General features: G+C 46.7%; 7 protein-coding genes. 1 reads left to right on the top strand and 6 read right to left on the bottom strand.

Features of this window, described 5'->3' with window-relative positions; all coding sequences use genetic code 11:
• From AC3A14_RS14520 to AC3A14_RS14495, 6 genes are all read right to left on the bottom strand, one after another.
• The coding region (locus AC3A14_RS14520; protein ID WP_487779041.1) for a calcium-binding protein at window positions 1-1230 on the bottom strand (1230 nt) is incomplete at its 3' end.
• Window positions 1231-1373: 143 nt separating this feature from the next.
• Window positions 1374-1700: a 2Fe-2S iron-sulfur cluster-binding protein gene (locus AC3A14_RS14515; protein WP_318734191.1), complete on the bottom strand. Its 327-nt coding sequence runs from the start codon at window positions 1698-1700 to the stop codon at window positions 1374-1376.
• A 178-nt stretch (window positions 1701-1878) separates the two neighbouring features.
• Window positions 1879-2172 (bottom strand): ferredoxin, encoded by a 294-nt coding sequence (locus AC3A14_RS14510; protein WP_318698632.1) that lies wholly within the window; start codon window positions 2170-2172, stop codon window positions 1879-1881.
• Between the two features lie 233 nt (window positions 2173-2405).
• A complete protein-coding gene (gene trpE, locus AC3A14_RS14505; RefSeq protein ID WP_318734190.1) occupies window positions 2406-3923 on the bottom strand; it encodes an anthranilate synthase component I in 1518 nt (505 codons plus the stop codon).
• Between the two features lie 143 nt (window positions 3924-4066).
• Complete coding sequence (locus tag AC3A14_RS14500) at window positions 4067-4312, bottom strand: hypothetical protein (RefSeq protein ID WP_318698630.1); 246 nt, start codon at window positions 4310-4312, stop codon at window positions 4067-4069.
• Window positions 4313-4461: 149 nt separating this feature from the next.
• The gene (locus AC3A14_RS14495; RefSeq protein ID WP_318698629.1) at window positions 4462-5205 is read right to left on the bottom strand and encodes a DUF3120 domain-containing protein; all 744 of its coding nucleotides are present in this window, start codon (window positions 5203-5205) and stop codon (window positions 4462-4464) included.
• A gap of 185 nt (window positions 5206-5390) precedes the next feature.
• On the opposite strand from AC3A14_RS14495, the gene AC3A14_RS14490 reads away from it, so the two are divergent.
• Window positions 5391-6341, top strand: coding sequence for an undecaprenyl-diphosphate phosphatase (locus AC3A14_RS14490; RefSeq protein WP_413039092.1), 951 nt, complete (start codon window positions 5391-5393; stop codon window positions 6339-6341).
• The last annotated feature ends 3 nt before the right edge of the window (window positions 6342-6344 follow it).

The following is a 6344-nucleotide window of genomic DNA, read 5'->3' as shown; positions in this document are numbered from 1 at the left end:
GGGGGTTGGCGTTGGCGTTGGCGTTGGGGTCGGGCTTGGAGTTGGGGTGGGCAGATCAACCGTGACAAAATCAGTTTGGTTAATCAGGGCCACGTTGACGTTTTGCAAGACCATTAAATAATCGCCCAGTACTTGCCCTGCTTGACCTGTACTCGCAATCTGACGAATAACTACATCATTGGCATTGGCTCCTGTTCCTTGAGTGATAGACAGGTTAGCAAAGGTAAGTCCACCTCCCAAGCCAATTTTGTCTTCCTTGTTTCCATTTTGGTCAACAAAGAAGTCAGTGACAATATCTGCACCTGAAATCTGGAAACTCCCAGAGTTTGCGTCGATCGCAAAGGTATCCCGTCCTGCACCACCGAGCAGGATATCTGCTCCCGTACCGCCAAAGAGAAAGTCATTCCCCGCTACAGTATTATTTGAATCTCCAGCTAGGGCATCGTTACCTGCATTCCCTTGTAGCGTATCATTGCCGCGATCGCCAGAAAGGAAATCATTACCCTCTCCCCCTTCCATCCGATCCTCGTTTTGTCCCCCAAACAGGGAATCATTACCTGGGTCGCCCAGCAGGGTATCATTTTCCGTACCACCTGCCACAAAATCTGCACCATTACCACCGAGGAGACTATCTGCACCCCCGTCCCCAGTTATCACATCACCCTCATTATCTCCAAAAATTGTATCTGTATCATTCCCCCCAAAGATGAAATCAATCCCTTGACCGCCTCGAATACTTTCTAAACCGTCTCCCCCCTCAATGGTATCGTTACCTAAATCTCCAAAGAGACTATCATTACCTTGAGAGCCGACCAGATAATCGCTATCTTGGCCGCCATAAATGAGATCGTTTCCTCCATTCCCATTAATGGCATCTATACCCGTTCCTCCAAAGAGGGCATCATTAAACGAACCTCCAGAAATCTGATCGTTACCTGGCCCTCCCAGGATTAAATCAATACCCTCTCCTCCGGATATAAAGTCATCTCCAAAGTCCCCTGAGATCTGATCGGCCTCTGTGCGACCAAAGAGTGTATCGCTTCCTTGACCACCAAATAGGGTATCCTTACCTGGCCCACCATCGATGAGATCGTTATCCTGATTGCCGAGGATAATATCATTAAACCCTAGTCCGTTCAGGGTATCATTGCTTTGAAAACCCGAGATAATATCCCCTTGCCCAGTTCCATTAAGTAAATCTGGCCCAGGGGTTCCATTAATCGTTGGCATAATTTAAGCCTCCTCACAACTGCATTAAGAGATATAAGACCTTCAATCCCATTAAAGCTTAACTTAACTAACTTGAGAGTTGATTGCAGATGAAGCGAGACCTGTCTGGGGAGGCTAGGGGTAAACCGAATAAGGTTTAAGAGTTAATAGAGTTCTTCTTCTTGATAAGTAAGAATGGTGCAGTCTGCCTTAGCATACGCTATACAGGTCAGGACATAACCGGCTTCTATTTGCCCATCGTCTAAAAAAGACTGGTCCGATTGATCCACCACATCTTCTGGATAGGTGTTCTCTGGTAATACTAACTTACCAGCACAGGTAGAACAGGCTCCCGACCGACAGGAATAGGGAATATCCACACCTTGATCTTCTGCTACATCTAAAATGTATTCATCTTCAGGAACTTCGATAATTTCATCAAGGTCTTCTTCTTCGTTGACCAGTCGAACGCTGTAGGTTTTTTTAGCCATTTCGTTGCTTCCTTAATCTATTTTTAGCTTAATTTTTTAAAGGTTGAGGGATGATTGTTTAGGCGTAACTGTTCAATTAGATCTTACAAACGATTGGCACCCAAATCTCCTTACCATTAAAAGGGGATTTGGGTAGCCTAGGGACTTAGTTATGCTAAGGATTTTGAGAGTTGAAGAACTAGGTCAGATCGTCTTCTTTATGAGTTTCAATGGTGCAATCTGATGTCGGCTTAGCAATACAGGTCAGAACCCAACCGGCTTCGATTTGATCGTCATCAAGGAAGGATTGATCGTCTTGATCGACGGTACCCGCAGTGATTTTACCAGCACAGGTGGAGCAAGCACCGGCACGGCAGGAATAAGGCAGGTCAAGCCCTTGTTCTTCAGCAATATCTAGAATAATTTCGTCTTCAGGACAGTCTATTACTGTTTCACCAGTGGGGGTTTTCAATGTAACTTTGTATGTAGCCATGGTGTTACTCCTCAGAGATTAGTTGAATGAGTATAAGGTTGATTAATACAAACGATAGCCAATTTCCTGGCTTAATCGCTTGTACGATTGCTTGTCTTCATTCTTGATATTACGGGATTTTGGACAAATTGCAAGCAAAATTTAATCAACAATTTGAATCAGATCGATGATTTGATTTTCTAATTGCTTATACTTCATGCCTCTAGTTCGTCCCTTCAGATTATCGGGAAGACTTAGGGGTACAAGCATTGAATAGCTTGTAATAATCCTTTAGCTTTATTCAGGGTTTCTTGGTATTCGTTCTGGGGAATAGAATCAGCGACTAGACCGGCTCCTGCTTGAACGGATACGGTTTTATCCTGTACAACCATGGTTCTAATGGTAATGGCACTGTTGAGCTGTCCTTCAAAGTCGTAGTATCCATATACACCCGAGTAGGGGCCGCGCCGATCGCCTTCAAGTTCGTGAATAATCTCCATGGCGCGAATTTTCGGTGCGCCACTGACGGTTCCAGCGGGAAAACAGGCTTTGAGTAAGTCCCAGGCACTGCGATCTCTCCCCAGTTCCCCCACGACGTTACTGACAATGTGCATCACATGGGAGTAGCGTTCAATCACCATCAGCTCATCGACTTTAACGGTGCCACTGGTACAAACTCGCCCTAGATCGTTGCGACCTAAATCGACCAGCATAACATGCTCGGCAATTTCTTTGGGGTCTTGTAAGAGTTCGTTGGCGAAGGCTTGGTCTTCTTCTGGAGTAGCGCCACGGGGACGGGTTCCGGCAATGGGTCGAACGGTGGCGATAGTTTTGCCATTGGAAGCTTTTTCAGCTTTAACCATGACTTCTGGAGATGAACCAATCAGTTGCCAAGAGCCAAAATTAAAATAGGCCATATAGGGCGAGGGGTTAATCAGTCTCAGGGAGCGATAGAGGTCAAAAGGTTTACCTCTATAGGCAGTACTGAGACGCTGGGAGAGAACAACTTGAAAGATATCTCCTGCCAAGATATAGTCCTGAGCTGTTTTGACGTTGGTACAGAAGGCTTCTGGGGTAATGTTGCTGGTGTAAGACACCCTAGAGTCTGGGTTCACCCGGTTTGGGGATGTCCATTCCAGAGATATGTGTTTGCGAGAGAGGGGTTTGTTGAGTTTCTTAACGAGGGATTTGATCCGATCGCACGCTTGCTTGTAGGCTTTTTTGAGTTGAGTTTCTGGATCGCGCACATCCACATAGGCGATCGCCCAAATCTTACGCTTCACTTGATCGAAAATCAACAGATGATCGACCTGCATCCAAATGCCATCAGGCAGATCGGTCTTATCCCCTTTATGGACGGGAACGGTAGGTTCAATCCAACGAATCAGCTCATAGCCCCAAAATCCAAATAATCCCCCAATTCCGGGAGGCAGTTGGGGCAGTTTGACAGGATGATAGGGTTCTAAACAATTGGCTAAGTGCCCGAAAGGATCGCCTTGGAATTCTTTTTGAGTGCCATCTCGAAACGTTTGTGTGGTGCGATCGCCTCTTGCTTCTAAGATCCATAGGGGATCGCAACCTAATAAACTGTAGCGACCGATCTTTTCTCCGCCTTCGATCGACTCTAGCAAAAAGTTGTAGGGATGATTGGCACAAACCTTGTACCATGCCGAAACCGGGGTTTCTAAGTCAGCGACCCATTCCTGACAAACGGGAATAAAATTACCCTGTTGGGCAAGCTGTTTAAATTCGGAAAAATCGGGGTAAATCATGGATCGGGAGGTGATGGAACAGGAGTCGCCATCCAAGGGGATCCTGCTTATGCTGAAGATCAATCATATCGTGCTTTCCGCTGTTGCGGACATCAAACGCGCTGGTAATGGATCAACCCTTTTTCACTAATCTTCAGATTTGGCTATTCTCCATCTAGGGTTGAGAGTTCATCCGTTAGTTCTAAGCGTCCTCGATAATAAAGATAGAACAGGCGATCGATCGCCTGTTGCTCTTCTTCACTCAGATTGGGATCTAAAATAGCTGCCATTAATCCATATCGGTCAGCTTGGGTTAATTTGCGCTTCGTATAGGCTTGAACAATCAGATCGCTTAGGGCACAGGGGAGCAGATGTAAGGAGACTTCCATCGCTTGATGTTGAGATAGCATTCTCAAGGGTCTTTAATCTTATTCTCCTGGGGATGCTCTGTTCATTCCGTGATGATTTGGGAAATGGGTTGTGATTTGAGTCACAATAAAGACTAGCCCTGATTTCTTTCTACCGATCGAAAAATGTTGTCTTTAAAGCCGATTGGAATTTAGGCACAAAGAGCTGCCAGCCAGAAGAGTCCGTCTACGACTAGGGTACTGAGGACTGCACCACTAAAGGCCCACCACTGGATTTGTTTGGAGCGCACGGGAAATAAACCCATTACTAGCAAGAGAGTTAACAACGCTCCCGCCCAAAATCCCCCCCAAGGGGTATAGATTTGGGCGATCGCCTCTTGAAAGACAGGGCGTACAAATTCGGGTTCGACTTGCATCAGTTGCCGCCAGTGGGGGATCAGGTCAACTAGGTAAAAATAAATATCGGTGATCGCCGTCCCCAACAGGGAACCAAGATAGAAGAAATGGCCGATTAATCCCCAAGAATTTCTAGACTGTCTACAGCGCAGTACTAGGTCGAGTAAAACGAAGGGTAGGGCGATCGCCTCGATGGGTAAATGATAGAGCGGTTCCCACCTGAGCCACCCCCAATAGATCGAGCCGGCTAACCAACTCCAACTAAATCCTAATAAGAGATCGCCCCAAAGCTGCCCCCAGTGACGAGTCTTGAGCATCCAACTTACACCAAGCCAGCCGAGGGTCATTACAAAACTTAATTCTGGGAACAGGCGCACTAAGGGCGCTTGGAAGAACACAGGTACAATCACTAACCCCCCAGATGCCAGCCAGATTTGCCAATGTTGAGGGAATGCCAGCCCTTTCAACCCTTCCTTTACAGGATTTGAGGCTGACTTGGATGTTGAGGAAGAATAGGGGGGAAAGGTTTGATGAACCACAATTAAGTTTCGTTACTTAACTTTACATTGTTTAAGATATCAGATTTTTAAATTCTGTCTATTGGATCTGATATCCCCCCGGGGGGGATAAGTGTATGATAACCGATCGCCAGAGAAATGAAACCTACAAGGCACAACCCCCTGTTTTTGGCAATAATGGGACAGTTCTCCATCAAGGATTCGTAATGCTTAAAAAAAATAGCGATCGCCCCCTCCTGTTTGGACTAATCTTCCTCTCTACCCTACTTTTACCTCCCCTCGCGCAAGCACAAGACACCTCCAACAGCGTTTCCGGGCAGATTAATGTCTTTCAAGCCTTTATTTTAGGACTGGTACAAGGAATGACAGAATTTATTCCCATTAGCAGTACCGCTCACCTGAAAGTAGTCCCTGTGGCACTCGGATGGGGCGATCCAGGAGTTGCCTTTTCTGCTATCATTCAACTGGGCAGTATCGGTGCTGTCCTCTGGTATTTTTGGGACGATCTGAGGCAACTGACCCTAGGAACCCTTCAAGCCATCCAGAAAAAAGACTATCAGTCCAATAGTGTCCGCATGGTATCCGGGATTGCGATCGGAACCCTACCCATTGTGGTGATTGGCTTAGGGGTTAAACTACTGATCCCCAACTTCGACGAATCTCCCATTCGCAAACTCTCTGCCATTGCGATCGCCTCCATCGTCATGGCTATTCTACTCGGATTAGCCGAAAAATGGGGCAGTCGAAAACGGGACTTCGATCGCCTCGGAATGCAAGACGGAATTCTCATGGGATGTGCCCAAGCTCTTGCCATTATCCCTGGCGTTTCCCGCTCCGGATCGACCATTACCGCTGGATTATTCATGGGATTAGAACGCGCCAGTGCCGCCCGATTTTCCTTTCTCCTTGGCATTCCCGCCATCACCCTTGCCGGATTAGTTGAACTCGCTGGACTACTCGACGAAGGACTTGCCGGAGTCGGCTTATTTCCCCTAATTATCGGCTTAATTTCCTCCGCCTTTTTCTCCTATGTCGCCATTGCCTGGCTAATCCGTTTTCTCCAAACCCGTAGCACCTGGCTCTTTATCTGGTATCGTCTGATTTTTGGCATCGTTATTTTAATCGCCATTAGCACCCAACTTATCCAGAATAGCTAAACC

It is taken from the genome of Roseofilum sp. (assembly GCF_982964205.1).
This window is presented reverse-complemented; position numbering and strand designations above follow the sequence as displayed.

Coding starts and splice junctions, on each gene's coding strand:
- AC3A14_RS14515 (WP_318734191.1), bottom strand. CDS start 1,700: ATGGCTAAAAAAACCTACAGCGTTCGACTGGTCAACGAAGAAGAAGAC.
- AC3A14_RS14510 (WP_318698632.1), bottom strand. CDS start 2,172: ATGGCTACATACAAAGTTACATTGAAAACCCCCACTGGTGAAACAGTA.
- trpE (WP_318734190.1), bottom strand. CDS start 3,923: ATGATTTACCCCGATTTTTCCGAATTTAAACAGCTTGCCCAACAGGGT.
- AC3A14_RS14500 (WP_318698630.1), bottom strand. CDS start 4,312: ATGCTATCTCAACATCAAGCGATGGAAGTCTCCTTACATCTGCTCCCC.
- AC3A14_RS14490 (WP_413039092.1), top strand. CDS start 5,391: ATGCTTAAAAAAAATAGCGATCGCCCCCTCCTGTTTGGACTAATCTTC.